The sequence below is a fragment of the Streptomyces sp. NPDC048603 genome (genome assembly GCF_043199475.1).
GTDB lineage: Bacteria > Actinomycetota > Actinomycetes > Streptomycetales > Streptomycetaceae > Streptomyces.
The window spans coordinates 19,172-43,322 of sequence record NZ_JBICVY010000014.1; the positions used below are offsets into that span (position 1 = coordinate 19,172).

At 74.2% G+C, this 24,151-nt stretch carries 23 protein-coding genes; 14 read left to right on the top strand and 9 right to left on the bottom strand.

What is annotated here, in order from left to right; translation table 11 throughout:
* Window positions 1-41: 41 nt before the first annotated feature.
* The 4 genes from msrB to ACGFQ9_RS30450 form a co-directional block, all read right to left on the bottom strand.
* Entirely contained in the window at window positions 42-455 is a 414-nt protein-coding gene (gene msrB / locus ACGFQ9_RS30435) for a peptide-methionine (R)-S-oxide reductase MsrB (RefSeq protein WP_393578229.1), read from the bottom strand.
* An 11-nt stretch (window positions 456-466) separates the two neighbouring features.
* On the bottom strand, window positions 467-1,864 hold the full coding sequence (gene murC / locus ACGFQ9_RS30440) for a UDP-N-acetylmuramate--L-alanine ligase (RefSeq protein ID WP_393578231.1): 1,398 nt from the start codon (window positions 1,862-1,864) through the stop codon (window positions 467-469).
* A 185-nt stretch (window positions 1,865-2,049) separates the two neighbouring features.
* The gene (locus ACGFQ9_RS30445) at window positions 2,050-2,517 is read right to left on the bottom strand and encodes an indole-3-glycerol phosphate synthase (RefSeq protein ID WP_393578232.1); all 468 of its coding nucleotides are present in this window, start codon (window positions 2,515-2,517) and stop codon (window positions 2,050-2,052) included.
* A gap of 126 nt (window positions 2,518-2,643) precedes the next feature.
* A complete protein-coding gene (locus tag ACGFQ9_RS30450) occupies window positions 2,644-3,426 on the bottom strand; it encodes a pyrimidine reductase family protein (RefSeq protein ID WP_393578233.1) in 783 nt (260 codons plus the stop codon).
* Window positions 3,427-3,461: 35 nt separating this feature from the next.
* Here ACGFQ9_RS30450 and zapE point away from each other — a divergent pair, with 35 nt between their 5' ends.
* The 4 genes from zapE (at window position 3,462) to ACGFQ9_RS30470 (ending at window position 7,710) form a co-directional block, all read left to right on the top strand.
* Entirely contained in the window at window positions 3,462-4,565 is a 1,104-nt protein-coding gene (gene zapE / locus ACGFQ9_RS30455; RefSeq protein ID WP_393578234.1) for a cell division protein ZapE, read from the top strand.
* Window positions 4,566-4,678: 113 nt separating this feature from the next.
* Complete coding sequence (locus ACGFQ9_RS30460) at window positions 4,679-5,104, top strand: OsmC family protein (RefSeq protein ID WP_393578236.1); 426 nt, start codon at window positions 4,679-4,681, stop codon at window positions 5,102-5,104.
* Window positions 5,105-5,205: 101 nt separating this feature from the next.
* Window positions 5,206-6,549, top strand: coding sequence for an alkaline phosphatase PhoX (locus ACGFQ9_RS30465; protein ID WP_393578238.1), 1,344 nt, complete (start codon window positions 5,206-5,208; stop codon window positions 6,547-6,549).
* A 342-nt stretch (window positions 6,550-6,891) separates the two neighbouring features.
* Complete coding sequence (locus ACGFQ9_RS30470; RefSeq protein WP_393578449.1) at window positions 6,892-7,710, top strand: polysaccharide deacetylase family protein; 819 nt, start codon at window positions 6,892-6,894, stop codon at window positions 7,708-7,710.
* A 69-nt stretch (window positions 7,711-7,779) separates the two neighbouring features.
* On the opposite strand, the gene ACGFQ9_RS30475 is transcribed toward ACGFQ9_RS30470, so the two are convergent.
* Window positions 7,780-8,454 carry an AIM24 family protein gene (locus ACGFQ9_RS30475; RefSeq protein WP_393578240.1) on the bottom strand — a complete coding sequence of 225 codons (675 nt, stop codon included), beginning with the start codon at window positions 8,452-8,454 and terminating at the stop codon, window positions 7,780-7,782.
* Window positions 8,455-8,570: 116 nt separating this feature from the next.
* On the opposite strand from ACGFQ9_RS30475, the gene ACGFQ9_RS30480 reads away from it, so the two are divergent.
* A complete protein-coding gene (locus ACGFQ9_RS30480) occupies window positions 8,571-9,320 on the top strand; it encodes an aminoacyl-tRNA hydrolase (RefSeq protein ID WP_393578241.1) in 750 nt (249 codons plus the stop codon).
* A 157-nt stretch (window positions 9,321-9,477) separates the two neighbouring features.
* On the opposite strand, the gene ACGFQ9_RS30485 is transcribed toward ACGFQ9_RS30480, so the two are convergent.
* Window positions 9,478-10,026: a flavoprotein gene (locus tag ACGFQ9_RS30485; RefSeq protein WP_393578242.1), complete on the bottom strand. Its 549-nt coding sequence runs from the start codon at window positions 10,024-10,026 to the stop codon at window positions 9,478-9,480.
* Here ACGFQ9_RS30485 and ACGFQ9_RS30490 point away from each other — a divergent pair.
* The 5 genes from ACGFQ9_RS30490 (at window position 10,025) to ACGFQ9_RS30510 (ending at window position 16,022) form a co-directional block, all read left to right on the top strand.
* On the top strand, window positions 10,025-10,591 hold the full coding sequence (locus ACGFQ9_RS30490; protein WP_393578243.1) for a hypothetical protein: 567 nt from the start codon (window positions 10,025-10,027) through the stop codon (window positions 10,589-10,591). The genes ACGFQ9_RS30485 and ACGFQ9_RS30490 overlap by 2 nt on opposite strands.
* Before the next feature lie 336 nt (window positions 10,592-10,927).
* On the top strand, window positions 10,928-12,382 hold the full coding sequence (locus tag ACGFQ9_RS30495; RefSeq protein WP_393578245.1) for a DUF692 domain-containing protein: 1,455 nt from the start codon (window positions 10,928-10,930) through the stop codon (window positions 12,380-12,382).
* Window positions 12,379-13,323 carry a TIGR04222 domain-containing membrane protein gene (locus tag ACGFQ9_RS30500; protein WP_393578246.1) on the top strand — a complete coding sequence of 315 codons (945 nt, stop codon included), beginning with the start codon at window positions 12,379-12,381 and terminating at the stop codon, window positions 13,321-13,323. The genes ACGFQ9_RS30495 and ACGFQ9_RS30500 overlap by 4 nt, the downstream gene beginning before the upstream one ends.
* A gap of 100 nt (window positions 13,324-13,423) precedes the next feature.
* Window positions 13,424-14,203 (top strand): TIGR04222 domain-containing membrane protein, encoded by a 780-nt coding sequence (locus ACGFQ9_RS30505; protein ID WP_393578247.1) that lies wholly within the window; start codon window positions 13,424-13,426, stop codon window positions 14,201-14,203.
* Window positions 14,204-14,288: 85 nt separating this feature from the next.
* A complete protein-coding gene (locus ACGFQ9_RS30510) occupies window positions 14,289-16,022 on the top strand; it encodes an alpha/beta fold hydrolase (RefSeq protein WP_393578248.1) in 1,734 nt (577 codons plus the stop codon).
* 123 nt (window positions 16,023-16,145) lie between these two features.
* Here ACGFQ9_RS30510 and hemQ read toward each other — a convergent pair whose 3' ends face one another.
* Complete coding sequence (gene hemQ, locus ACGFQ9_RS30515) at window positions 16,146-16,859, bottom strand: hydrogen peroxide-dependent heme synthase (protein ID WP_393578250.1); 714 nt, start codon at window positions 16,857-16,859, stop codon at window positions 16,146-16,148.
* A gap of 4 nt (window positions 16,860-16,863) precedes the next feature.
* Entirely contained in the window at window positions 16,864-18,390 is a 1,527-nt protein-coding gene (hemG, locus tag ACGFQ9_RS30520; protein WP_393578251.1) for a protoporphyrinogen oxidase, read from the bottom strand.
* A 230-nt stretch (window positions 18,391-18,620) separates the two neighbouring features.
* Between hemG and ACGFQ9_RS30525 the strand changes: the two genes are divergently transcribed.
* The 4 genes from ACGFQ9_RS30525 (at window position 18,621) to ACGFQ9_RS30540 (ending at window position 22,960) form a co-directional block, all read left to right on the top strand.
* The gene (locus ACGFQ9_RS30525; protein WP_393578252.1) at window positions 18,621-19,712 is read left to right on the top strand and encodes a DUF4349 domain-containing protein; all 1,092 of its coding nucleotides are present in this window, start codon (window positions 18,621-18,623) and stop codon (window positions 19,710-19,712) included.
* Window positions 19,713-19,801: 89 nt separating this feature from the next.
* Complete coding sequence (locus ACGFQ9_RS30530) at window positions 19,802-21,184, top strand: FAD-dependent oxidoreductase (protein WP_393578253.1); 1,383 nt, start codon at window positions 19,802-19,804, stop codon at window positions 21,182-21,184.
* Window positions 21,185-21,387: 203 nt separating this feature from the next.
* Window positions 21,388-21,612, top strand: a complete 225-nt coding sequence (locus ACGFQ9_RS30535) for a hypothetical protein (protein WP_393578254.1) — start codon at window positions 21,388-21,390, stop codon at window positions 21,610-21,612.
* Between the two features lie 4 nt (window positions 21,613-21,616).
* Window positions 21,617-22,960, top strand: a complete 1,344-nt coding sequence (locus ACGFQ9_RS30540; protein WP_393578256.1) for a cytochrome P450 — start codon at window positions 21,617-21,619, stop codon at window positions 22,958-22,960.
* Window positions 22,961-22,996: 36 nt separating this feature from the next.
* Here ACGFQ9_RS30540 and hemE read toward each other — a convergent pair whose 3' ends face one another.
* The gene (gene hemE / locus ACGFQ9_RS30545; protein WP_393578258.1) at window positions 22,997-24,061 is read right to left on the bottom strand and encodes a uroporphyrinogen decarboxylase; all 1,065 of its coding nucleotides are present in this window, start codon (window positions 24,059-24,061) and stop codon (window positions 22,997-22,999) included.
* Window positions 24,062-24,151 lie beyond the last annotated feature (90 nt).

The window sequence follows — 24,151 nt, forward strand, 5'->3', positions numbered from 1 at the left end:
GGGCGACGGCCGGGGGGCGTGGAGTCTTCCGGGCCGGCCTGTCAGCCCTGCTCGCCGTCCGGGGTCAGGCGCAGGGAGATGGAGTTGATGCAGTAGCGCTGGTCGGTCGGGGTGGGGTAGCCCTCGCCCTCGAAGACGTGGCCCAGGTGGGAGCCGCAGCGGGAGCAGAGGACCTCCGTGCGGACCATCCCGTGCGAGGTGTCCGCCCGCAGTTCCACGGCGTCCGAGTCCTTCGGGTCGTAGAAGGAGGGCCAGCCGCAGTGGGAGTCGAACTTGGTGTCCGAGCGGAAGAGTTCGGCCCCGCAGGCGCGGCACGCGTACACGCCGGCCGTCTTGGTGTCCGTGTATTCGCCGCGGAAGGCGGGCTCGGTGCCGGCGAGGCGGAGGACCCGGTACTCGGTCGGGGTGAGCTCCGCCTGCCACTGCTCGTCGGACTTCTCGATCTCGTAGGACACGGCGCTCTCCCTCAGTCGGCCAGGCGGGCGAGGATCTCGGGGCCGAGATCGGTGACGTCGCCCGCGCCCATGGTGAGAACAAGATCGCCGGGCTTGGCCATTCCCGCGAGGACGGCGGGAGCGGCCGCCTTGTCATGTTCGGCGGTGACGTCGGCGCCGGCGGTGCGGGCCGCGGCGATGATGATCTCGCTGGTGACGCCGGGGACCGGGTCCTCGCGGGCCGGGTAGATGTCCAGGACCACGGAGGCGTCGGCCAGGGCCAGGGCCTGGCCCATCTCCTTGCCGAGTTCCTGGGTGCGGGAGAACAGGTGCGGCTGGAAGAGGACCAGGATGCGGGAGTCCCCGGCGGCGCCACGGATCGCCTCCAGGTCGGCCGACATCTCGGTCGGGTGGTGCGCGTAGGAGTCGATCACCTGGACGCCGCGGGCCTCGCCCTTGAGCTGGAGGCGGCGCTTGACGCCGGTGTACTTGCCGAGGGCGGCGGCCAGGTCGTCGGCCGGGATACCGAGGGCGACTCCGGCGGCGAGCGCGGCCACCGCGTTGAGGGCGTAGTGGCGGCCGGGGACGGAGACCGTGAAGGTGAGCTCGCGGCCGTCGAGGAGGACGGTGACCTCGCTGGTCAGACCGCGTGCGGTGATGCCGGTGACATGGACGTCGGCCGCGGCGGACTCGCCGTAGGTGACCACCGTGAGGCCGGGCTGCGCGGCGCGGACGCGGCGGGTCAGCTCGACGGCGCCCTCCTGGTCGGCGGAGACCACCAGGGTGCCGCCGGCCGTGATGCGTCCCGCGAAGGTCACGAAGGAGTCGAAGATCTCCTCCATCGACGCGTAGTTGGCGTGGTGGTCCAGTTCGGCGTTGAGGACGATGGCGACCCGCGGCGCGTACTTGTGGAAGCTGCGGTCGCTTTCGTCCGCCTCGGCCACGAAGATGTCGCCGGCGCCGTGGTGCGCGTTGGAGCCGGGGGCGTCCAGGTCGCCGCCGATGGCGTACGAGGGGTCCAGGCCGAGCGCGGAGAGGGACACCGCCAGCATGGAGGTGGTGGTGGTCTTGCCGTGCGTGCCGGCGACGGCGATCGGGCGGAGGCCGTCCATCAGCGCCGCCAGGGCGTCCGAACGGTGCACGACGGGCACGCCGAGCTCGGCGGCGCGGGCCAGCTCGGGATTGTCGGCGCGGATGGCGCTGGAGACGACCACGCAGGTGGCGTCGTCGGCGAGGTGGCCGGCGGCGTGCCCGATGTGGACGGTGGCGCCGTGGGCGCGCAGTGCGTCGGCGGTGGCGGAGTCCTTGGCGTCGCTTCCGGCGACCCTGGCGCCGCGCTGGGCGAGGATCTTCGCGATGCCGGACATCCCCGCCCCGCCGATGCCGATGAAGTGGGGTCGTTCCATGGCGGTCGGCAGGCCGGGCGTCATAGCGGGTGCTCCAGGTCGAGGTCGTGCTCGCACCCGGGGCCGGGTGCGGGTGGGCCCAGCCTAGTAGCTCGCCCGGCCCGCGGCCGCCCCGCGTACGGCGCGCCGGGCGCTTCGTGGCAGTGCTGTGACGTCCGTACCCCGCGCGGCCGCCGCCCCGCGCGATCGGGGGCAGGGCCGGTCGCGCGCTACTCGTTGTGCGCGAACAGCTTCAGGACGGGGACGCCGACCTTGTGGCGCGCCCGGGACGCCCAGTCGCGGTGGAAGAACTCCTCGACGAAGTGGGGTGCGGTCAGCACGATGACCTCGTCGGCGGCGGTTTCCTCGACCACGGCCCTCAGCTTGTCCAGCGGGTGGTCGTCGATGAGCTGGCCGACCGCCTGGCTGCCCCGCTTGCGCAGCTGCTCCAGGGAGTAGGCGAGGGCCTGCTCGGCCGGCCCGCGGGCCGCCTCGCCCTCCGGTTCGTCGCCCTCCCGGATGGCCTCGGGGAGCTCTCCCAGAGCCACGTCGTCGATGGCGCGCAGCAGCCGGTCCTGGTCGCCCCTGGGCTGCATGAGGACGAAGAAGGAGACCGGGTCGTCTCCGTGCAGGGTGGTGACGAAGTCCACGTCTACGGATGTCAGAGGCTTCTCGATCATCAATACGCTCGTGAACACGGACGCCCTCTCCTTCATGGGCCGTGGCGGCCCCTGCGGAAACCATCCTGCCCCGCTGTGGGACGGGACTCGCGCTGGTAATAGTGCCCAGCGGGAGCAAAGCGGAACGACAAATTCCGCAACCTGTCAGATCCGACGGTAGCGGGTGTACAGGAACCCGGCCTCTTCCAGGAGCGATGCCAGTTCCAGCCGCTCCGGCACGGCCACTCCGGGTCCGCCGGCGATGCGCTGGGCGTCACCCGCGGTGAGCACCGGTGAGACGGTCAGGCACAGCTCGTCCAGCACCCCGGCGGCCACGAACTGCCCCAGCAGGCGCGGCCCGCCCTCGGTGAGCTGCCGTACGAGGCCCCGCGCGGCCAGTTCCCGCACCACCCGGGCCGGGTCCACCCCGGCACCCTCGCCGGCCACGACGACCTCGGCCCCGGCCTTGGCGGCCGCCGCCACCCGGTCCGCGGGCGCGGTGGCCCCGGTGAGCACCAGGGTGGGCACCAGCGGGGCGGTGAACAGGGGCAGCGAGAAGTCCAGGTCCAGGCCGGCGGTGACCACCGCGATGGCGGGTGCGGGGCCCTGCCCGGCGGCCGCACGGCGGGCCGCGAAGGCCTCCCGGGCCCGGGCGGGGCGGTACCCCTCCTGGCGAACCGTTTCCGCGCCGACGACCACCACATCGGCCAGCGCCCGCAGGGTGCCGAAGATCCGCATGTCGGTGTCGCTGGAGATGGGCTGCGAACGGCCCTCGTGCTGGGCCGCGCCGTCCAGGCTGCTGACCATGTTGCCGCGCAGCCAGTGCGCTGCCACTCGGTCACCACCGGTCAGCGGAGGGTACGCATACGCCTCCGCCAGCTCGTCCAGCGACCACTCCCGGTCGGTCTCGGCCAGTGTCTGATCGGTCACAGGGAACAGGCGGCGCATGGGCCGCAGTCTGTCACGCCGTAGAGTGGAATGCTGTGTCAACGTCGATCACCACGTCCGGCGGCGCTGCCGGACGGAGCCACATAGCCGAGGCGGGCCCGCACGCCCTGTGTGCCCGCCAGCCCCACGTGCCCGCCGAACGGCTCGTCGCCGAGATGGTGCCGCCGCCCCGCTTCGACGGGGTGCGTTTCGACACGTACATCCCGGACCCGGACCAGCCCAGCCAGGCCCAGGCCGTCACCACGCTGAGCGGCTTCGCCGCCGGACTCGGCGGGGCGCACGCCTCGGGTACCGGCAAGCGCCGCTGGTTCTCCCGGGCGCCCAAGCCGCAGGCCGGCCCCCGCGGGGTCTACCTCGACGGCGGCTACGGCGTCGGCAAGACCCACCTGCTGGCCTCCCTCTGGCACGCCACCCCGGCCGACCCCTCCCTCAAGGCCTTCGGCACCTTCGTGGAGCTCACCAACCTGGTGGGCGCGCTCGGCTTCCAGCAGACCGTGCAGACCCTGAGCGGCCACCGGCTGCTGTGCATCGACGAATTCGAACTGGACGACCCGGGCGACACCGTCCTGGTCTCCTCCCTCCTCGGCAAGCTGGTCGAACAGGGCGTGGCGCTGGCCGCCACCTCCAACACGCTGCCCGGCAAGCTCGGCGAGGGCCGCTTCGCCGCGGTGGACTTCCTCCGTGAGATACAGGGCCTCTCCGCCCATTTCCACCCGCTGCGGATCGACGGCGAGGACTACCGCCACCGCGGGCTGCCGGATGCTCCGGCCCCGTACTCCGACGAGCAGGTCGCCAAGGCCGCGTACGCCACCCCGGACGCCAGCCTCGACGACTTCCCGAACCTGCTGGACCACCTCGCCCGGGTCCACCCCAGCCGCTACGGCGCACTGTCCGAGGGCATATCGGCGGTCTGCCTGACCGACGTCGGCCCGGTGCCCGACCAGTCGACGGCGCTGCGCCTGGTGGTCCTCGCCGACCGCCTGTACGACCGTGAGATACCGGTGCTCGCCTCCGGGGTCCCCTTCGACCGGCTGTTCAGCGAAGAAATGCTGAACGGCGGCTATCGAAAGAAGTACTTCCGCGCCATCTCGCGGCTCACCGCGCTCGCCCGCGACGCGAAGAGGCTTGTGGAGCAGTAGGTTTGGGGGCGCCGGGCCACCGCTCGGCCGCGGGCCGTACGTGCCATGAGCACCGTACGTGCCGCGCGCCGCGCGCCGCCCGGCCGTATCCGCCTCTTGCGAAGGGATCCACGATGGCCACCACGCGTCACGCCCACACCGTCTGGGAAGGCAACCTGCTGGAGGGCAAGGGGGTCGTCACCCTCGATTCCTCGAAGCTCGGCTCCTACGACGTCTCCTGGCCGGCGCGCTCCGCGGAGCCGAACGGGAAGACCAGCCCGGAGGAGCTGATCGCGGCCGCCCACTCCAGCTGCTTCTCGATGGCCCTGTCCCACGGCCTGGCCGGCAAGGGCACCCCGCCCACCCGGCTGGAGACCAAGGCCGACGTCACCTTCCAGCCCGGTGAGGGCATCACGGGCATCCACCTCACGGTGGAGGGCGAGGTGCCCGGCCTTGACAACGACGGCTTCGTCGCCGCCGCCGAGGACGCCAAGAAGAACTGCCCGGTCAGCCAGGCCCTGACCGGCACGACCATCACGCTGAGCGCCAAGCTCGCCTGAGCCGGCGCCGCTCCGGGGCCGCCCTCCGGGGCCGGACCCGGGCGTCACCCGCCTGCGCGGCGGTACGGGTCCCCCGTGCCGCCGCGTGGTACGACGGGCCCATGTCAGCGACACGACGTCAGATCCTGGGCGGGGTGGTCTTCACCGGTGCGCTGGGCGCACTGTTCGGCGGGAACACCGCCGCCGCGCCCGTACCGGAGGCCGCCGGGTACGGACCGCTGGTGCCCGATCAGGGCGGGCTGCTCGATCTGCCGGAGGGCTTCCGCTACCGGGTGCTGTCCCGGGCCGGCGACCCGATGGGCTCCGGCGAGGGACCGGTTCCGGCCAACTGCGACGGCATGGGCGCCTTCGCCGCCGGCGCCGGGCGGATCCGGCTGGTGCGCAACCACGAGAACCGGGCGACCGCGGCACTGCGGGTGCCGGCCGTGCCCCGCCTGACCTACGACCCGGGCGCGCGCGGCGGCTGCACGGTGCTCTCGCTGGACGAGCGGGGCGAAGTCGCCGGGGAACGGGTGGGCATCGCCGGTACGGCGGTCAACTGCGCGGGCGGCACGACCCCCTGGCACACGTGGCTGACCTGCGAGGAGACCGAGGACCGGGCGGGCAAGGACGGCTACGAGAAGGACCACGGCTACGTCTTCGAGGTGGATCCGGCCGACCCGCACCGCACCGGCGCGGTCCCGCTGACCGCGCTGGGCCGGTTCGCCCACGAGGCGGTGGCGGTGGATCCCTACCGGGGCGTGGTCTACGAGACCGAGGACGCCTTCGTCCGCCCGTTCGGGCTGTTCTACCGTTTCCTGCCGGACCTGCCGCTGGGCGGCCGGGGCTCACTGCGGGCCGGCGGGCGGCTGGAGGCCATGCGGGTGCCCGGGGTGCCGGACCTGTCGCTGGTGACCGAGCCGGGGGCCTCCTTCCCGGTGCGGTGGGTGCCGGTTCCCGACCCCTCCGCGAACAGCACCCCGATCCGGCTCCAGGACTTCGGCCCGGGCGGCGTCACCCACGCCCAGAAGCTGGAGGGCTGCTACTGGAGCGGCACCGGGGTGTACTTCGTGTCCAGCTACGCCCGGTCCCGCGACGGGGCGGCCGCGGACCACTTCGGCCAGGTGTGGCACTACGACCCGCGGCAGGCGCGGATCCGGCTGGAGGTCCTGTTCGGTCCCGCGACAAACACGGGGCTGCCCGGGGACTCCCCCGACAACATCTGCCTGACGCCCGGCGGCGGGCTGATGGTGTGCGAGGACGGCGGCGGCGCGCAGTACGTGTTCGGGGTGACGCGGCAGGGCGAGGTGTACCCGGTGGCCCGCAACGCGGACAACATCGGCACGCCGGAGTCCCCGGAGTGGGGCGAGTTCGCCGGCGTGACGTTCGCCCCGGACGGCCGGACCATGTTCGTCAACGCCTACGCGCCCGGGACGACGTTCGCGGTGACCGGCCCCTGGCGGTGACGCCCGGCGGTGATTGCCCGGCGGTGACCGGCCCGGCGGTCACCGCGGGCGCCTCCCGCGGTACCGCGTCGGGCCGGTCGGCAAACCGCGGCTGGGACATCCGGAGCACACGGATCCGCGGTTTCCGGTGGCCGGCTCCGACCTCGGGAGCGCCGTAAAGCTGCTTGGCACATAGTCATATAGTTTGCGAGCGTGACAGTTTCCGTACGCTCTGTACGTTCCGTACGTTGCACACGCTCCGGACGCACCGGACGCTCCCTCCGCGGTGCGGCCGCCCTCGCGGTGCTCGGCGCCGTGCTCGCCGGATGCGCGGGCGGGTCCGGCGGGTCGGCGTCCTCCGACATCCGGCGGGCGGGCGGGGACCGCACCGGGCCCTCCGCTTCGGCTTCGGCGCCGGCCTCCGGTCCGGCCTCGGCGGGGGCGCCGGCCGCGCCGGGTCCGGCCCGGGAGCCGGGCAAGCGGCCCCCGGTGCTGGCACCCGGGCCCGGCGGGCTGACGCCCGTCTTCGAGCGGGCCCGGCAGCGGACCGACAAGACCGTCGCGCTGACCTTCGACGCCGACATGACCGCAGACCAGGGGCCGCGCGCCGCCGACGGGGAGCGCTTCGACAACCCCGAGCTGATCGCCACCCTGCGCCGGCTCAAGGTGCCCTCGACCGTCTTCATGACGGGCCGGTGGGCCGAGGAGTACCCGGACCAGGCCAAGTCCATCGGCACCGACCCGATGTTCGAGATCGCCAACCACTCCTACAGCCACCACGCCTTCACCTCGCCCTGCTACGGGCTGCCCGCCCTCGACGGCGCCGCCGTGCGCGCGGACGTGGACCGGGCCTTCGAGGCGTTCCGCAAGGCCGGCGCGGTCAACACGGTCCCGTACTTCCGCTTCCCCGGCGGCTGCTACGACGACCGGGCGCTGCGCGCGCTGTCCACCGCCAAGGTCACCGCCGTGCAGTGGGACGTGGTCAGCGGGGACGCCTTCGCCAAGGACCCGGTGGCGGTGGCGGAGCAGGTGCTGGCCGGGGTCAAGCCCGGCTCGGTGGTGGTCATGCACTGCACCCGCAGCGCCGCCCCGGTGACCGAGGAGGCCATCCGGACCATCGTCCCGGAGCTGCGCAAGCGCGGCTACCGGTTCGTCAAGGTGTCCGAGCTGATCGGCACCTGAGGCACCGGAGGCACTGGAGGCACCGGGGCGGCTCCCCGGGGACCGCACCGGGCCGGGCGGCCGCCGGTTTCAGCCGGCGGCCGGCGCCTCGGTGAGCTCGCTCGGGCGGACGATGACGAAGCCGTCACCGCGCAGGCTCAGCTGCACCGCCTCGCCCGAGCCGCCCCGGATCATCGAGCCCACCGACTGGGAGCGGTGCAGCCCGGTCTCCAGGTGGGCGCTCCAGCCCACCACCGCGTCCGTGTCCACGTACACCGGGCTCTGCGCGGTCACCGGGATGACGATCGGGTGGCCGTCGCAGACCAGGGCGAGCTTGCCGTGGCCGGTGAAGACGCTGTTGAAGAGCCCGCCGCCGGTCATTCCGGCGCCCTTCACCGTCTTGATCTCGTAGCCGAGGGTGGAGTCGAAGCAGAGCACGTTGCGGCCGTTGACGGTGAAGGCGTCGCCCTGCTCGACGTCGACGATGAAGCAGTTGCCGGCCCGGTGCGCGAACCACGCCTCGCCCTGGCCGCGCACCGACATCAGCGCCAGGCCCTCCCCGGTGACGGCCCGCTTCAGCATGCCGCCGATGCCCTGGCCCTTGCGTTCGAACTGGAGGTTGCCGCGGAACGCGACCATCGAGCCCTGGCGGGCCAGCATCTCGCCGTTGACCGCGTACTTGACGGACTTGGCGTTCTGCAGGGACATACCGGGGGCGGAGGCGGGCTGGGCCAGGTGCTCGGAGCCGAACAGGTCACTCTTCATGACCCCGATCCTCGCGCTGCGCGGGCGCCCGGGGCATCATCCTGGAAGCCGCTCCCGGCGCCCGCGGGGTCATCCTGAAGTCGGAGCCCCGGGCCGGTCCTGGCATCCTTTGGTCGATGAGCAGCCACCACACCGAAGACCGGCCCGCCGTCGGGGCGGACAGCCCGTTCCGTCAGGAACGGATCGCCCGCGACGAGGCACCCCAGTTCGTCCTGCCCCTGGTGGTGCGGATCGAGAAGGCCGCGCCGCCGGCCCGTACGGACGCCCTGGAGACGGCGGCGCGGGCCGTGCTGGTGCTGCTCTCCGACGACCGCGCCCTCGGCGAGGGCGAATGGGCGGCGGCGGTCCGCGACTGGCAGGACGCACGGATCCGCAAGGTGGTGCGGCGGGCCCGCGGCGCGGAGTGGCGCAAGGCGTCCGCGCTGCCGGGGATCACGGTCGAGGGCGCGGATGCGGAGGTGCGGGTGTTCCCGCCGGTACCGCTGGACGGCTGGCCCAAGGAACTGGTCAAGCTCCAGGTCTCGGGCACCGACCTGGACGACCCGGAACCGGCCGGCCCGGTGGAGCCCGGGGTCCCCGTGCTGTGGTTCAACCCCGACCTCGGCATGTCGGCCGGCAAGGCCATGGCCCAGGCCGGGCACGCGGCGCAGCTGGCCTGGTGGGAGCTTACCCGCGCGGAGCGGACCGCCTGGCGGGACTCCGGCTTCGCACTGGCCGTACGGCCGGCCGCCGGACCGGAGCAGTGGGCCGCCCTGACGGCAAGCGGCCTGCCCGTCGTACGGGACGCGGGATTCACGGAGATCGCCCCGGGCTCGGCCACGGTGATCGCCGACCATCCCGCCCTGCGTGCGCGGTCGGGCGGCTAGGGCCTGTCCACTGCGGCGGAGGCTGCGTCAGCGACGAGCCAACCAGTCCACCACCATCATCATCAACACCGGCTGGGCCTCGTAGTGGTACGGCTTTCCTGAACACGAACGCCCCCTCTCCAGCCTGCGGGCCGTGGGAGGGGGCGCTTTCGTGCGTCTACGACCCGACGGCTGGGACGAGGCTGTCCACGGCATCCAGGGCGAGACTCCACGGATACGCCTCCGGACGGCCCTGGCCCGGCTGGTTGGGCACGAACCCGCCCTCGCCATACAGCACTCGCACGCCCATCTCACGCAGCTCCTGCACCGACCGCTCAAAGGCCCGGTGCTGGACGTAGGCCGCGTTCACGCACGGCATCACCGCCATCGGGATGCCCTTGCCGATGCCCTCGGCGACGACACCGACAACGAACCGGTCCGTCAGCCCGAGCGCCCACGCGTTCACCGTGTTGAAGGTGGCCGGCGCCACGAGGATCGCGTCGGCCTTCGGCCACACGTCGGGCTCGCCCGGCCGCTTGTAGCGGCTGCGGACCGGGTGCCCAGTGAGCGCGGCAAGGCCGTCGAGGCCGTCCTGCAGCCAGTCCGCGGCGGTCGGGGTCAGGCCGAGGCAGACGTCCCAGCCGCGGGCCTGCGCGTCTTCGATCACGCGGGCGACGTCGAACACGGGCGGGGCGGCCGAGCCGAAGAGGTACAGGGTGCGCGTCATGGGCCCCGAGCCTATGCAATCGCCCCCGGTCCGGGCGGAGTCGGGGGCGAAGCGCGGTACGGTCGGCCTCGCCAAGGTCACCGTGCGCGAGGACGGCACGGCCGACGGCCAGTTCATCGCGCACGCCAGCTTCATGCAGGCACGCTCCCAGGCCGTGACGCCGATCGCAGGCGATCTGTCCTCGCGGGTGGCGTACTCCGACAGCGAGTGGCAGGCCCTCGTCACCCCGGCCGACCTGGACGAGCCGATGCCGGCCTTCCTGATCCAGCTCGCGGCTCCGGCGGCCCAGGTCCTGCGGGTCCGGGCCGGCGACGGCACGCCTCGCGTCCATCTCTTCGACCCGCACCGCGAGAGCTTCGCCGAGCTGGTCCAGGACGGCGCTGCGTGGACCGTACGCCAGGGCGGCCCGGTGCGCCCGTGGGACGACGTCGAACAGGTACTCCTCCGATGGGACGGCTTCGGTCGTCCTGACGTCACTGCAGTACAGCTCCGGGTGACGGAACGTTCGCACACGTACTGGATCGCCGATTCCCCGGATCTCCACTGGTGCCACCCCGTTGCTTGATTGGCATGCCGCCGGCCCGCTTCCGCCGGAAGTACGAGATCCCGGCGATCACGCTGCTGTCGCCGGGATCTCGTAGTCGTCAGTGCACGAGTCTTCTCGGGGGCATCGAGATCGCCCCGGGCTCGGCGACGGTGATCGCCGACCATCCCGCCCTCCGGACACGGCTGGCCGGCCAGGCCGCAACCGGCAGATCATGGCCGCGCGGCGCTCGGGCGCCCGGCCGTGCCGATACCTGCCCGAAGCTCAAATATTGCTCTGAACCCGCGCTTCCGGGGTTGGCCGCGTCCCGGCGGGGTGATGACACCGGCACGGAACGACTGAAGGGGGGCGAGGGGCATGAAGCCCATGGCACGCCTGGGGGTGGGCATCGGCTGGCGGCCGGAGATCGCGGACGCGGTGGAACGGCTGCCGGGCCTCGACTGGGTCGAGGTGGTGGCCGAGAACGTCTGTCCCGGACACCTGCCGGAGTCGCTGGTACGACTGCGCGAGCGCGGGGTGACGGTGGTTCCGCACGGCGTCTCGCTGGGCATCGGCGGCGCGGAGCGCCCGGACCCGGAGCGGCTCGCGAACCTCGCCGAGCGGGCGGTCGCGCTGGGCGCGCCGCTGGTGACCGAGCACATCGCCTTCGTGCGGAGCGCGTCGCCCGCGCTGGAGGCCGGGCACCTGCTGCCGGTGCCGCGCACCCGGGACGCGCTGGACGTGCTGTGCGAGAACGTGCGGATCGCGCAGGACGCGCTGCCGGTGCCGCTGGCACTGGAGAACATCGCCGCGCTGGTGCAGTGGCCCGGGGAGGAGCTGACCGAGGGCGCCTTCCTGGCGGAGCTGGTCGAGCGTACGGGCGTCCGGCTGCTGATCGACGTGGCGAACCTTCACACGAACCGGGTGAACCGGGGCGAGGACCCGCTCGCCGTGCTGGACGCGCTGCCGGTGGAGGCGCTGGCGTACGTCCACGTGGCCGGGGGCGTGGAGCGGGACGGGGTGTGGCACGACACGCACGCGCACCCGGTCACGCCGGAGATCCTCGGCCTGCTGGGCGCCCTGCGGGAGCGGGTGGACCCGCCGGGGGTGCTGCTGGAGCGGGACGACGACTTCCCGCCGGAGGCGGAGCTGGCCGGCGAACTCACCGCGATCCGCGAGGCACTGGCGGCCGCGGCCGCCCCCGTGGGCATATCGCCCCACCCCACCGCTTCCCGGAACGCCTCGGTCGCCGGCGAGGCTCGGCCGGCACCCGACGCCTCCGGCGCGGGTGGACGGCAGGTCGGCCTTCGTCCGGCTGCCTCCGGCACGGACCTGCCGGCACCCGGCGCGGCACGGCCCCTGGCTGCCGCCTCCGAGCCGGCACGCGCGGGGGCCGCCGATGCGGCGCGGAGCAGGGTCGGGGTGGCGCAGACGGCGCTGCTGTCGGCGCTGGTGGCGGGGACGCCGGTGCCGGAGGGCTTCGACCGGCAGCGGATCGCCGTGCAGGCGCGGGCACTGCTGGCCAAGCGGGCCTCCGTCGTACGGAAGATCGCGCCCGAGCTGGTCGAGATCCTCGGCGGCCGGGAGGGGTTCCGCAGGGCCTACGTCGCCTACGCCCGGCACCGGCCGCTCACCGGCGGCTACCGGCGGGACGCCCTGGACTTCGTCGAGCACCTGCTCGTCCGCGGGCTGCCGGAGGACGCGGCCGCGCGCCGCCGGCTGACCCGGTGGTGGCAGGACCGGGCCGGCAGCCGCCCGAACGGCCGGCTGGGCCAGTGGGTCCGCCGCCTCGGCCTCGGCCTGCCACGTGCACCACGGAGGGCCGCGGCATGACCGTCGTCACCGTCGTGGTCTGGCTCGGCGTGCTCGCCTCCACCACGTACACCGCGCTCGCCGTCCGGCGCGCCCGGGGCACCGCACCGTCCGTCCCTCCCGCCCTGGACGGCTCCGGCGCCGCGTTCCTCACCGGCGGCCCGCGCCGGGTGGTGGAGACCGCCCTGGTCTCGCTCTGCCACGACGGCCGGATGATGATCGGCGGCCCGGGCATCGTGCAGGTGCGCACCGGCGCGCACGGCAACGACCCGGTCGAGCGGGCCGTGCTGGAGGTGTTCGGCGGTGCGTCCGGCGGCGCCCTGGCCCCGCTGCGCGCCGCCGTGCAGACCCATCCGGCGGTCCGGGAGGTCGGCGAGGCTCTCACCGCGCGCGGGCTGCGGATACGGCCCGGGGTGATGTCCCGCCCCGGCACGCTGGCGGTGGTGCAGGGCGTGGCCTGCCTCGTCTCGCTGCCGGTGATCGTCTTGTTTTCCGTGGTCGACGACGGTCCGGACTCCCCTGCGCTGGCCGCATCGCTGCTCGGCATCGCCGCCGCGGTGGCACTGGGGGTGGTGACCGAACGGCGTACGACAGCGGCGGGCCGGGCGGCTCTGCGGAACTACCGCCGGACTCACGGGGCCTCCGGCGACCCCCGGGCGGGTGTCGCGCTGCACGGCCCGGCGGGGATACCCGACGGGCTGCTGCGGAGGCAGCTGAACCGGCCCGTGGCAGGGGCTCCCCTACGGCACCGGACGGATCACGGCGGTTCCGACGGCACCGATGCCGCAGCCGCCTGGTGGTGCGCCGTCGGCTACGAGAGCGGCGGCGACAGCGGTACGGGCTCCTGCGGCAGTTCGTCCGGCTGCGGCGGCAGTTCCGGCTGCGGGAGCGGCTCCAGCGGCGGGGGCGGCTCCAGCTGTTCTTCCGGGTCGAGTTGCGGCAGTTCGTCCAGTTCCGGCTGATGCAGCAGTTCCTGACGGCGCATCACGGCCGCATCACAAGCTGTTCACACCTCAGCACCAGCACCTGACCCGGGAGTTCCGCTTCTTGTAGAAACCTCCCATGTTCTGGGTCCTGTTCCTGCTGGTGGCCTGGGCGGGAGTGCTCATATCGTGCACCCGCCTCGTCAGATCAGCCACCGAAGCCGCCGAGCCGCACACCGGCGCGGTCACCGTCCGTCACCACGAGGAGCTGACCCTGTACGAAGCCGCGTACCTCGCGGGCGGCCCGCACCGGGTCGTCGAGCTGACGCTCGTCGCCATGGAACGCGAGCGCCGTCTGCTGCTCGCCCACACCGGCTGGGCGACCGTGGTCGTCCCGGCCGGCCGGGACGCCCTGGAGCGGGCCGTGCTCGCCGCGTTCGGCCCGGACGGCCAGTCTCCGGTCGCGGACGTCCGCACGGCCGCGGCCGGGGCCGAGGCCGTCGGGCGGCTCGCCGAACGCCTCGCCGAGGCCGGGCTGGCGCTCACCGAGGACGTCCGCTCCGGCGTCGACGACGGCGTCCGCGCGGTGTGGGGCGCCACCGTGCTGGTCCTCGCGATGTGCGGTGCCGCCCTCGCGGTGCCCGACGGCGGCACCCCGACCGGGCTGGTCGTGTGCTGGTTCGCGCTGCCGCTCGTGCTGGCCCTCGCCTGTCTGGCCATGGCCGCGTTCGACGGCCGCCGGAACTCCGGCTGGGCCTCCCCCGCCGGGCAGCGGCTGCTCACCGGGCTGGACCTGGGGGGCCGCGGCTTCCTGGCCGCGGTGGCCGTGCGCGGGGTCTCCGCGGTGCCCGACCCGGGCCTGCGGGCCGCCCTGTCCTGCGACGACCGGGCGCTCATTCCGCGGCAACGGGGTCATTGACGGCGACACCCGCCCGGATTCCTTTACTTCCGGGCCACCCGGCCATGTGATCGGACTGTCCGATGACATGAAAGGGGCCGCCCCCATGCGGACTCCGCCCGCCCGTTACGGAGCCGCCGCGGCGGTGCTCTCGCTCGCCCTGTGCACCCCCGCCCCGGCCCGCGCCGCCTCTCCCCCCTCTCCCCCCTCCCCCGCCGCGCCGGCCGCGCCCGCCCACCGTGCCGGGCAGGACCCGGCCGCGGCGGCGGGCGCCGAGCTCGCCGCCCGCCGGGCCGCTGCCCGCCCGCTCGCGTTCACCGCCTGCCCGGAGGCCGAGCGGCTGCCCGCCCCGGTCGGCTGCGCCCTGCTCAGGGTGCCGCTGGACTACACCCGCCCGGACGGCCCGCAGATCTCCCTCACCGTCAGCCGGCTGCCCGCCACCGGCCACAGGACCACCCGCCGCCAGGGCGCGCTGGTCTTCAACCCCGGCGGCCCCGGCGCCTCCGGCACCTTCTTCCCGGCGGTCGCGGACCTCCCCGAGTGGCGGCGCGTCTCCGCCGCCTACGACCTGGTCGGCTACGCCCCGCGCGGCGTCGGCGGCCCGGCCCCGCTGTCCTGCCTCTCCCCCGCCGAACACGCCCGGGCCCCGCGCCAGGTGCCGGCCGCGCCCTCGGCGGCGTACAAGCGGGAACGCGTCGCACGGGCCCGGGCCTACGCGCGGGGCTGCGCGGAGCGCACGGGCGCGGCCCTCGCGCACTACACCACCCTGAACAACGTCCGCGACCTGCACGTGCTGCGGGCCGCGCTGGGCGAGCCGCGGCTGAACTTCCTCGGCGCCTCGTACGGCACCTACTTCGGCGCGGTGTACGCCACCCTCTACCCGGGCCACGTCCGCCGCCTGGTCTTCGACTCGGTGGTCAACCCCGACCCCCGGCACATCTGGTACCGGAACAACCTGGACCAGTCGGCGGCCTTCGAGCGCCGCTGGTACGACTTCCGGGCCTGGGTCGCCAAACACCATGCCACGTACCGGCTGGGCGCCACCCCGGCGGCGGTGCGGGCCGGTTACGAGCGGGTGCGGGAGGCCGTGGCACGGCGGCCGGCCGGCGGACTGGTGGGAACCGGGGAGCTGCAGGCGGCCTTTCTGAAGGCGGCGTACTACGACGAGGTGTGGCCGGAGCGGGCGGCCGCACTGGCCGCCTTCCTGGCGGGCGACCCGGAGCCGCTGGTCGAACTGGCCGCGCCCGACCCGGACACGGCCGCGGAGGACGAGAACGCCACGGCGGTGTACACGGCGGTGCTGTGCAACGACGCCGCCTGGCCGGCCGACTTCGCGGTCTGGGACCGCGACCACACGGAACTGGCACGGCGGGCGCCCTTCGAGACCTGGCCGAACGCCTGGCTCAACCTCCCGTGCGCCTACTGGCCGGTGACGGACCGGCAGCGACCGGTGGACGTGGGCGCGGGCGCAGCGGTGGGCGCAGCGGTGGGCACGGACCGCGGCGGGGCCGCCGGGACGTCCGGGGCCGGACCCGCCGGGCTGCCCCCGGTGCTGATCCTGGCCGCCGAACGGGACGCGGCCACCCCCTACGAGGGGGCACTGGAGCTGCAGCGGCGGCTGGGACCGGCCGCGGCGCTGGTGACGGAGGAGGGCGCCGGCGCCCACGGGGTGGCGGGCGGCCGCAACGCCTGTGTGGACCGCCATGTGGAGCGGTACCTGCTGACCGGGGAGACGGCGGGTCCGCGGTCCGGCTGTGCGCCGCATCCGGAGCCCGCACCGGTGTCGCTGGACGGCCGGGCGGCAGCGACCGTTCGGTCGCTGCCGCCTCCGGCGGTCTGAACTTCCGGGCGGGGGCTCCGGCTGCGTCGTTTCGGGGGTTGGGGCCTTGCCCCGGGCCTCCCGATCCACCGGAGCGGGCACGTGACGGCGTGCCCCTCCGGTCCTTCCCCCCGTGGGGAGGTATCAGGCGAGTCCGGCGACCAGGTCGGCGACGGACTTGCGGCGCCCGGTGAAGAAGGGGACCTCTTCACGGACGTGCATGCGGGCCTCCGAGGCGCGCAGGTGGCGCATCAGGTCGACGATGCGGTACAGCTCGTCGGCCTCGAAGGCGAGCAGCCACTCGTAGTCGCCCAGGGAGAAGGAGGCGACGGTGTTGGCGCGGACGTCGGGGAAGCCACGGGCCATTTTGCCGTGGTCGGCGAGCATCCGGCGGCGGTCCTCGTCGGGCAGCAGGTACCAGTCGTACGAGCGCACAAACGGGTAGACGCTGACGTAGTCGCGAGCGACCTCGTCGGCCAGGAAGGCCGGGATGTGGGACTTGTTGAACTCGGCGGGGCGGTGCAGCGCCATGTTCGACCAGACCGGCTCCAGCGCGCGACCGAGCTTGGTGCGGCGGAACAGGTTGTAGGCGGTCTGCAGCTCGTCCGAGGTCTCGGCGTGCCACCAGATCATGATGTCCGCGTCGGCGCGCAGGCCGGACACGTCATAGGTACCGCGGACGGTGATGTCCTTCGCGGCGAGCTGGTCGAAGAGCTCCTGCACCTCGTCGGCGTAGCCGGCGCGGTCCTCCGGGAGCACGTCCTTCAGCTTGAAGACGGACCACAGGGTGTAGCGAATGACCTCGTTGAGGTCCTTGGCCTTCTTCCCCGCGTTGGGGATCTTCTCTGGTGCAGTCATGTGCCTATTGTCCCTGCCCGGATCGGTGCTCCGTGCCGGGGGTGCCCAGTCCGCCGGCGGCGGCGTCCGTGACGGCCGCCAGCGCCTCCACCGCGGCGCGCGCGCTCGCGATGCAGGCGGGGATGCCGACGCCGTCGTAGAGGGCACCGCACACCGCGAGCCCCGGCACGGCGGCGACTGCGGTCCGGATCCGGGCGACCCGGTCCAGGTGCCCGACCGGGTACTGGGGCAGCCCGCCGTCCCAGCGGGTGACGGTGGCGGCGACCGGCCGGGCGGTCAGGCCCACCGCGTCACCGAGGTCGGCGAGTGCGGCGCCGACGAGCTCGGGGTCCTCGCGGTCCAGGTCCTTCTCGTCGCCGTGGCGGCCCACCGAGGCACGCAGCAGGAAGAGTTCGGGATCGGCGTTCCAGGCCCACTTGTTTCCGGAGAAGGTGGACGCCTTGACCGTACGGCCGTCCACGGGCGGCACCAGGAAGCCGCTGGACGCGCCCTCGGCGATCGGCGCGGGCAGCTCGGAGCGCCGTACGGCCAGGGTGACCAGGGCCATGGAGGCGTACTCCACCGCGTCGAGTTCGGCGGCGGCCGCGGGGGCGTACGGGGCGAGCAGCCGGGCGGCCGGGCCGGCCGGGGTCGCCAGGACCACGGCGTCGGCATCGGTGACCGCGCCGTCGGCAGTGGTGACCCGCCAGCCGTGGGCGGTACGGGTCAGCTCGCGCACCGGGGTGCCGGTGAGGATGCGGGCACCGGATGCCCGGCAGGCCTCGGCGACGGCGAGCGGGAGGCGCCCGATGCCGCCCTCGATGCCGGCGAAGACCGGGCCGGCCGCGGCGGCACCGATGGCGTGGGTCCGCTCGGCGGCGGCCCGCTGCACCGAGCGGACGCTCTCGGTGAGGGGGCGGTCGGCGCGCAGCGCGTCGTACAGGGCGGGAACGGCGGCGCGCATGGAGATCCGGTACGCGTCCCCGGCGTACACGCCGCCGAGCAGCGGCTCGACGAGCCGGTCGACGACCTCGCGGCCGAGGCGGGCGGCGACGTACTCACCGACGGCCACGTCGGCCGGGAGCGGGCCGTCCGTACCGGCCGGGTCGGTCCGTTCGGCCCGGGCGCGGGCCAGGCCCTCGGCGGACAGCACTCCGGAGGCGGCGAGCGGTTCGAGGTCGCCGGGGACCCCCATGAGGTGGCCGCCCGGCATGGGACGGAGCACGCCGCGGGTCCACAGCCTGGCGGTGGCGGTGGCCGGGGGCTGCAGGGCGTCGCCGAGGCCGACGGCACGGGCGAGGTCCAGGGCCTCGGGGCGGCGGGCGAGCAGGGACTCGGCGCCGAGGTCGACGGGGGCTCCGGCGAGCTCGGCGGTGTACAGCTTGCCGCCGAGGCGCGGGGAGGCCTCGAAGAGGGTCACCTGGGCGCCGGAGGCGAGCAGGCGGTGGGCGGCCGCGAGGCCGGCGATCCCGCCGCCGACCACGACGACGTGGGCGGGGACCGCCGGTCGTTCCGTACGCGCCCGGTCCGTACGCGTGTCCGCTTCGTGCATGGACACATCGTCGCAGACCGATCAACGAGGCCGGACCGTGACCGGTTCGGAACCGGTCCGGGACCGTGCGTGCGAAACCCGGCCGGGCCCCGGGCACGTCGAAGCGGCGAGATTCCGTCCGAGCCCGGGGGGCAACGAGCATGTCAGCGACGATCCGTCCAACCGATCCGTCCGGTCCGTCCGGCCTGTCTGGTCCGTCCCGCGCAGTCCTTGCGCGGCACAACCGCCCGGTGGTGGCCCTGGCGGCCCTCACGGCCGTCGGCGCCCTGGCCCTCACCGGCTGCGCGGCCGGCGACGAGAGCGCGGCTTCCAAGCCCGACCGGGGCTTCGCCGCGCAGCGGGAGGCGGCCGGGGCTCCCGCGCCCGCGTCGGACGCGAAGGCGGGCGGCGGGGCCGCGGCGCCGCAGAGCGCCCCGGGCAGCCCGGGCAGCCCCGCACAGGTGCGGCAGCACATCATCCGCACAGCCGCGCTCGGCATCGAGGCGAAGGACCCGCAGAAGACCCTCGCGGCGGCCCGTACGGCGGTCCAGGGCGCGGGCGGGTACGTCGGCAACGAGACCACGCAGCGGTCCGGGCACGGGGACGCGGAGCGGGAAGGGGGCGGCGAGGGGGTGATGACCTCGACGGTCACCCTCCGGGTGCCCGTGGACCGCTTCGACTCGGTCCTCGCCGCGCTGGAGGGCAGCGGGAAACTGCTGCACCGCAAGGTGGAGGCGCAGGACGTGACCGAGCGGGTGGTCGACGTCGAGAGCCGGGTCAAGTCGCAGCAGGCGAGTGTGGCCCGGGTGCGGGAGATGATGGAGAAGGCCACCGCCATCGGTGATCTCGTCACGCTGGAAGGCGAACTGAACAAGCGTCAGACCGAGCTGGAGGCGCTGCTCGCCCAGCAGAACTCGCTGAAGGACCAGACCTCGCTGGGCACCATCACGCTGGAGGTGACCGCGGCGGACACGGACGGCAAGGAGGGCAAGGACGGCAAGGACACAGACGGCCCGGCGTTCCTGGACGCGCTGGAGGGCGGCTGGGGGGTGTTCCTCGCCGTGCTGAAGTGGATCACGCTGGCGGTGGGGGCCCTGCTGCCGTTCGCCCTGGCGGGCGGGGTGCTGCTGGCCCTGTGGCGGGTGTACCGCCGGTTCCGCCCGGCGCGGGACCGGTCCGGGGCCCGGGCCGGGTGGCCGGCGGGCGGCCTGGTGCCGCACCCCGCGACGCCCGCGGCAGCCGCGGAGCGGTCCGCCGCCCCGGCTCCCGCCGCACAGCCCGCCGCCGCCTCCGACCCGGCGCCCGCCACTCCGTCCGCCACTCCGCCCGCCGACACCGAATGAGGTGATCCGAACGCCCCTTCCCGCATAGCGTGTTCCGCGGACGGCGCGCGGGACATCGCGCAGCGGACACGGCGGAGGGCGGCAGGGGCATGGCGGCGGAACGACTGGTCGTGGTCGGCGGGGACGCGGCGGGCATGTCCGCCGCGTCCCAGGCCCGCCGCCTCAAGGGGCCGGACGAGCTGGAGATCGTGGCCTTCGAGCGGTCCCGTTTCACCTCGTACTCCGCGTGCGGGATCCCGTACTGGATCGGCGGGCTGGTCAGGGACCGGGACGCCCTGGTCGCCCGTACGCCCGAGGAACACCGGGCCCGCGGGATCGACCTGCGGACACGGACCGAGGTCCTGGAGCTCGACCTGGCCGGGCAGCGGGTCCGCGCCCGCGACCTCGACTCCGGCGCCGAGTCCTGGACCGGCTGGGACCGGCTCGTCCTGGCTACCGGCGCCCGGCCGGTGCGGCCCCGGCTGCCGGGCATCGGCGCGGCCGGGGTGTACGGCGTCCAGACGCTGGAGGACGGACAGCGGCTCCTGGAGGCCCTGGAGCGGACCCCGGGCCGCCGGGCAGTGGTGGTGGGCGCCGGGTACATCGGGGTGGAGATGGCGGAGGCGCTGGTGAACCGGGGCTACCGGGTCACCGTGCTGCACCGGGGCGAGCAGCCCATGGCCACGCTCGACCCGGACATGGGCGCGCTGGTGCACCGCGCGATGAACGGAATGGGCATCCGTACGGTCGCCCGGGCCGAGGTCACCGGGATCCGCACGGACGAGGACGGCCGGGCCCGCGCGGTGGTCACCGCCGACGGCACGGAGTACGGGGCCGACGTCGTGGTGCTCGGCATCGGCGTGGAACCGCGCACCGGCCTGGCCCGGGCGGCGGGCCTGCCGCTCGGCGACTCGGGCGGCATCCTGACGGACCTGTCGATGCGGGTCCGCGGCCACGGGAACGTGTGGGCGGGCGGGGACTGCGTGGAGGTCCTCGACCTGGTGTCGGGCCGGACCCGGCACATCCCGCTGGGCACCCACGCCAACAAGCACGGCCAGGTGATCGGGTCGGGCGCGGGCGGCGGCTACGCCACCTTCCCGGGCGTGGTCGGCACGGCGGTCAGCAAGGTCTGCTCGCTGGAGATCGCCCGCACCGGGCTGCGCGAGAAGGACGCCTCGGCGGCCGGCCTGCGCTTCGTCACGGCCACCGTCCGCTCGACGAACACGGCGGGGTACTACCCGGGCGCGCAGGAGATGACGGTGAAGATGCTGGCGGAACGGCGTACCGGCCGGCTGCTCGGCGTGCAGATCGTGGGCGGGGCCGGCTCCGCCAAGCGCGTGGACGTCGCCGCCGTCGCCCTGACCGCGGGCATGACCGTGGAGCAGGTCGTCTCGCTCGACCTGGGCTACGCCCCGCCGTTCTCCCCTGTCTGGGACCCGGTCCTGGTGGCGGCCCGCAAGGCGGTCGCCGCGGTGCGCGCCGCGGGGATGTGACGGCGGTCCGCGGACGGCACGGGGCAGGGGCGGGGGCAGGGCAGGGCAGGGCAGGGCAGGGCAGGGCAGGGCAGGCGATTGTGCCGTACCGGGCGGCCCGGGTCATGTCACGAGATCCCGGGGCATGACCCGGCCCCCACGGCCGGGCCCAATGGGTGCAGACCGGACGGACCAGCCGTCCGGCGACCCGAAGGAGGACAGCCATGGCTGCCCTGACCCCCCTGCGCAAGCTGGCCCTGGTGGCCGTGTCCACCGTCGCCGCCGTGCTCGGCGCCGGATCGGCCTACGCCGCGTCGAGCGCGGCTCCACTGGCATCGGACCCGTCCGGAGCCAGCATCGAGCGACAGGGCTCGATGAGGACCATGCTCGGAGCGAACCAGCAGGACCGCTTCAGTACCTACTACTACCCGTTCCTCCAGGAGCGGTGACCCCGTGCTGACGCCCGGTACGACTCCCGGCCCCCTCGGGGCCGGGGGGTACGGCAACAGGCTCGCCTTCGAGCGGGACCGGCTCGGCTTCCTGCTGCACCAGCGGCAGTACGGCGACCTGGTCCGCTTCGACCAGGGGATGTACCTGGTGAACTCGCCGGACCTCGCGGAAGAGGTGTTCAAGCACACCAACACCGCCTACGTCATCACCCGCGACCTGCTGGGCGACGAGGTCGACGGCGGCAGCGCCTCGGCCGACCTGGCCCGGTGGATGCGCGCGCGCAGCCTGGCGGGCCACGGCCTGAACCGCAGCAGCGTGCGCGCCGCCGAGGACCGCCTCGCGGCCACGGTGGCCCGGCACGCGGATTCCTGGCGGGCCCGGGGCGGCATCGACGCGGTCCCGGCACTGGAGGACCTCAGCGCGCACCTGATCTCCGAGTACTGCCTGGGGCCCGAGGTCGGCCGGGTACCCGAGCTGGTGGCCCGCCTCCAGGACGCCCGGCTGCCCGGTACCGTGCCGCTGCCCGCGTCCTGCCGCTTCCTGCGCCGCCGGCGCCTGCACCGCGCGGGTCGCGAGCTGGCCCGTGAGGTGTCCCGTCTGGTCGAGCGGCGCCGGACCCGGCAGGACGACTGCCCCGGAGTGCTCGCGGACCTCCTCCTGGCGGCCTGCGACGAGGGCGCGATCACGCACGAGGGCGCGGTCGGCATCGTCATGTCCGTGCTGTTCGCCGCCCACGAGACCACCGCCGCCGCGCTGGCCTGGCTCTTCCTCCTGCTGGACCGGCAGCCCGAGGTGTACGCGCGGATGCTGGCGGAGGTCGACGGGGAGCTGGCGGGCCGGCTGCCGACCGCCGCCGACCTGCCCCGCCTGGTGTTCACCGAGGCGGTGGTGAAGGAGACCCTCCGGCTCTATCCGCCGCTGTGGTTCCTGGAGCGGACCGTGGACCGGCCCACCGAGCTCGGCGGCCGGCTGCTGCACCCCGGGCAGCAGGTCTTCGTCAGCCCCTTCGTGCTGCACCGGGACCCGCGGCACTACGACCGGCCGACGGAGTTCCGCCCCGACCGCTGGATCGACCGCCCGGCCGGGGCACCGCTGCCCAAGTACGCGTTCATGCCGTTCGGCGGCGGGCAGCGGATCTGCCTGGGCGCCCACTTCGGCACGGTCGCGATGGTCGTCGCCACCGCGACCGTCGTGGGCCGCCACCGGCTCCGCCTGGCGGTGGGCTCCGCGCCCGCGTTCGGCACGGACAGCAGCGTCCTGCAGCCCCGGGGCCTCAGGCTCGACGTCGGCGCCCGCGAGCAGGTGCCCTGCTCCGCCGCCGCGGGACCGCGGCCCCTGGGACGGTGATAGCCCCGGGTCCCGCCGGTCCCGTTGGGGCCGGGCTCAGCGCGCGGTCTTGGTGTGGACGTAGTCCACCAGGCGGGTCAGCGCCTCCGGGTCGGTCGTCGGGAGGACGCCGTGGCCCAGGTTGAACACGTGCCCCTCCAGGCCCGACGCCGCGGCGAGCACCTCGTCGGTCTTCGCCTCGACCGCCTCGGGCGTGGAGAAGAGGACCGCCGGGTCCAGGTTGCCCTGGAGGGCCTTGCCGGGGCCGACCCGGCGGGCCGCCTCGTCCAGCGGGATCCGCCAGTCGACGCCGACCACGTCGGCACCGGCCTCGCCCATCAGGCCGAGCAGCTCACCGGTGCCCACGCCGAAGTGGATGCGCGGGATGCCGTAGGAGGCGACCGAGTCGAAGACCTTCGAGGAGGCAGGCATGACCGAGCGGCGGTAGTCGGCCGGAGCCAGCGCGCCGACCCAGGAGTCGAAGAGCTGGACCGCGGAGACGCCGGCCTCGATCTGGACCTTGAGGAAGGCGGAGGTGATCTCCGCCAGCCGGTCCAGCAGGTCCGCCCACAGCTGCGGGTCGCCGTACATGAGCGCCTTGGTGTGCTCGTGGTTGCGCGACGGGCCGCCCTCGACCAGGTAGCTCGCGAGGGTGAAAGGAGCGCCCGCGAAGCCGATCAACGGGGTGGCGCCGAGTTCACCCGTGAGCATGCCGATCGCCTCGGTGATGTACGGGACGTCGTCCGGCGTCAGGTCGCGCAGCTGGGCGAGGTCCTCACGGCGGCGGATCGGCTGGGCCACGACCGGGCCGATGCCCGGCTTGATGTCCAGGTCGATGCCGATCGCCTTCAGCGGCACCACGATGTCGCTGAAGAAGATCGCCGCGTCGACCTTGTGCCGCCGCACCGGCTGCAGCGTGATCTCGGTGACCAGATCGGGCCGCATGCAGGACTCCAGCATCGCGGTGCCCTCGCGGACCTTCCGGTATTCGGGGAGGGAGCGCCCGGCCTGCCGCATGAACCACACCGGGGTGTGCGGCACCGGCTCGCGCCGGCACGCCTTGAGGAAGGCGGAATCGTAGGTCTGACGCGGCTGGCCCGTGGGGCGGTCGTTGGCACTCACGACCCAAATCTTCGCACGTATGACGAACTGGCCCCTCCGGGCCGGGTGTCCCTGCGGTGAACGGACCCTCCTTCCGCCTAGTCTTCCCCG

Bases quoted from the DNA above. Each gene is read 5' to 3' on its own strand.
- murC (WP_393578231.1), bottom strand. From the start codon at position 1,864: ATGACGCCCGGCCTGCCGACCGCCATGGAACGACCCCACTTCATCGGC.
- ACGFQ9_RS30450 (WP_393578233.1), bottom strand. From the start codon at position 3,426: ATGCGCCGCCTGTTCCCTGTGACCGATCAGACACTGGCCGAGACCGAC.
- ACGFQ9_RS30460 (WP_393578236.1), top strand. From the start codon at position 4,679: ATGGCCACCACGCGTCACGCCCACACCGTCTGGGAAGGCAACCTGCTG.
- ACGFQ9_RS30465 (WP_393578238.1), top strand. From the start codon at position 5,206: ATGTCAGCGACACGACGTCAGATCCTGGGCGGGGTGGTCTTCACCGGT.
- ACGFQ9_RS30475 (WP_393578240.1), bottom strand. From the start codon at position 8,454: ATGAAGAGTGACCTGTTCGGCTCCGAGCACCTGGCCCAGCCCGCCTCC.
- ACGFQ9_RS30480 (WP_393578241.1), top strand. From the start codon at position 8,571: ATGAGCAGCCACCACACCGAAGACCGGCCCGCCGTCGGGGCGGACAGC.
- ACGFQ9_RS30490 (WP_393578243.1), top strand. From the start codon at position 10,025: ATGGGCCCCGAGCCTATGCAATCGCCCCCGGTCCGGGCGGAGTCGGGG.
- ACGFQ9_RS30485 (WP_393578242.1), bottom strand. From the start codon at position 10,026: ATGACGCGCACCCTGTACCTCTTCGGCTCGGCCGCCCCGCCCGTGTTC.
- ACGFQ9_RS30495 (WP_393578245.1), top strand. From the start codon at position 10,928: ATGAAGCCCATGGCACGCCTGGGGGTGGGCATCGGCTGGCGGCCGGAG.
- ACGFQ9_RS30500 (WP_393578246.1), top strand. From the start codon at position 12,379: ATGACCGTCGTCACCGTCGTGGTCTGGCTCGGCGTGCTCGCCTCCACC.
- ACGFQ9_RS30505 (WP_393578247.1), top strand. From the start codon at position 13,424: ATGTTCTGGGTCCTGTTCCTGCTGGTGGCCTGGGCGGGAGTGCTCATA.
- ACGFQ9_RS30510 (WP_393578248.1), top strand. From the start codon at position 14,289: ATGCGGACTCCGCCCGCCCGTTACGGAGCCGCCGCGGCGGTGCTCTCG.
- hemQ (WP_393578250.1), bottom strand. From the start codon at position 16,859: ATGACTGCACCAGAGAAGATCCCCAACGCGGGGAAGAAGGCCAAGGAC.
- hemG (WP_393578251.1), bottom strand. From the start codon at position 18,390: ATGCACGAAGCGGACACGCGTACGGACCGGGCGCGTACGGAACGACCG.
- ACGFQ9_RS30530 (WP_393578253.1), top strand. From the start codon at position 19,802: ATGGCGGCGGAACGACTGGTCGTGGTCGGCGGGGACGCGGCGGGCATG.
- ACGFQ9_RS30535 (WP_393578254.1), top strand. From the start codon at position 21,388: ATGGCTGCCCTGACCCCCCTGCGCAAGCTGGCCCTGGTGGCCGTGTCC.